Origin of the sequence: Aeromonas piscicola, assembly GCF_000820005.1 — a bacterium.
GTDB lineage: Bacteria > Pseudomonadota > Gammaproteobacteria > Enterobacterales > Aeromonadaceae > Aeromonas > Aeromonas piscicola.
In genome coordinates, this window is the sequence record NZ_CDBL01000051.1 from 3,925 (window position 1) to 5,258 (window position 1,334).

The window sequence follows — 1,334 nt, forward strand, 5'->3', positions numbered from 1 at the left end:
GCTGCCCCAAGATCTGTTCATTCCGCCCGATGCGCTGGAAGTCTTCCTCGATACCTTCGAGGGGCCCCTCGATCTGCTGCTCTATCTCATTCGGCGCCAGCAGCTGGATATCCTGAACCTGCCGATCCTGCAGATCACCGCCCAGTACATGGAGTACGTGGAGCTGATGCAGGGGCTCAATCTGGAGCTGGCAGCTGAATATCTGCTGATGGCGGCCTGGCTGGCGGAGATCAAATCCCGTCTTTTGCTGCCCAAGGCCCCCGAGCTTGAGGACGAAGAGGAGGGAGAAGATCCCCGCGTGACCCTTATTCGTCGACTGCAGGAATATGAGCGGTTCAAGGTGGGGGGCGAGCGCCTCAATGCCTTGCCACGAGTGGAGCGGGAGATTTTTATCGCCGCTGCCCTGCCGCCGGATTTTGGCTCTCTCAAGCCATTGACTCCCGATGTTTCACTGGTTGAGCTCGCCCTTTACATGCAAAGTGTGGTAAAACGCGCGACTCATTTCGAACATCACCAGATCCGCCGTGAGCAGATCCCGACCCGGGTGCGCATGGCGGAGATCTTAGCCATGCTCTCGCTGGGCCAGACATTGCGGCTGGAACAGGTGCTCAGAGCCGAAGAGGGGCGCATGGGGGTGCTGGTGACGTTTCTGGCCCTGCTGGAGCTGTGCAAAGAGTCCCTGATCTGGATCCTGCAGGCCGAGCCGCTGGGGCCGATCCACTTTGCCCTGGCGAGTCAAGATGAAAGCGGGGAGCGTGAACATGCACACTGAGTTGTTTTCTTTGTCCCGAACTTGCTGCCCGCCTGCCGGGGTCTGTGTGCCTCTCCCGTTGGTCCGCCAGCCCGACGTCATGAGCAAGGAGGGCAACCGTGGCGCTGCCCGCTGAACGGCTCAAGACGCTGGTCGAAGCCGCGATTTTTATTGCCGGTCGCCCCTTGACCGTGAGCGAGCTGAAAAGCGGTGTGCTGGCGGATTACCCCGTCACCGGCCGCTATGTTCAGCTCTTGCTGGCAGAACTGCGGCAGGATTACAGCGAGCGGGGAGTGGAGCTCAAAGAGGTCGCCTCCGGCTGGCGCTTTCAGGCGCGCCAGGAGTATGCCGAGGAGCTCTCAAGGCTCTGGAGCGAGCGGGCGCCCCGTTATTCCCGCGCCGTGATGGAGACGCTGACGCTGATTGCATATCGACAGCCCATCACCCGGGCCGAGATCGAAGCCATCCGCGGGGTGGCGGTGTCGAGCCAGATAGTGAATACCCTGAAAGAGCGTGGCTGGGTGCGCAGCGTCGGTCACAAGGAGGTGGTGGGTCGCCCCGAGCTGCTCGCCACCACCCGGGA

Annotated in this window: 2 protein-coding genes; both read left to right on the plus strand. The window is 61.7% G+C overall.

Translation table 11 applies throughout. From position 1 onward, the window contains the following. The first annotated feature begins 1 nt into the window (after position 1). Positions 2-772: a segregation and condensation protein A gene (locus BN1128_RS10620; RefSeq protein ID WP_244464580.1), complete on the plus strand. Its 771-nt coding sequence runs from the start codon at positions 2-4 to the stop codon at positions 770-772. 98 nt (positions 773-870) lie between these two features. Then, positions 871-1,334: SMC-Scp complex subunit ScpB (scpB, locus tag BN1128_RS10625; RefSeq protein ID WP_042868503.1), on the plus strand; the 464-nt coding region annotated here is incomplete at its 3' end.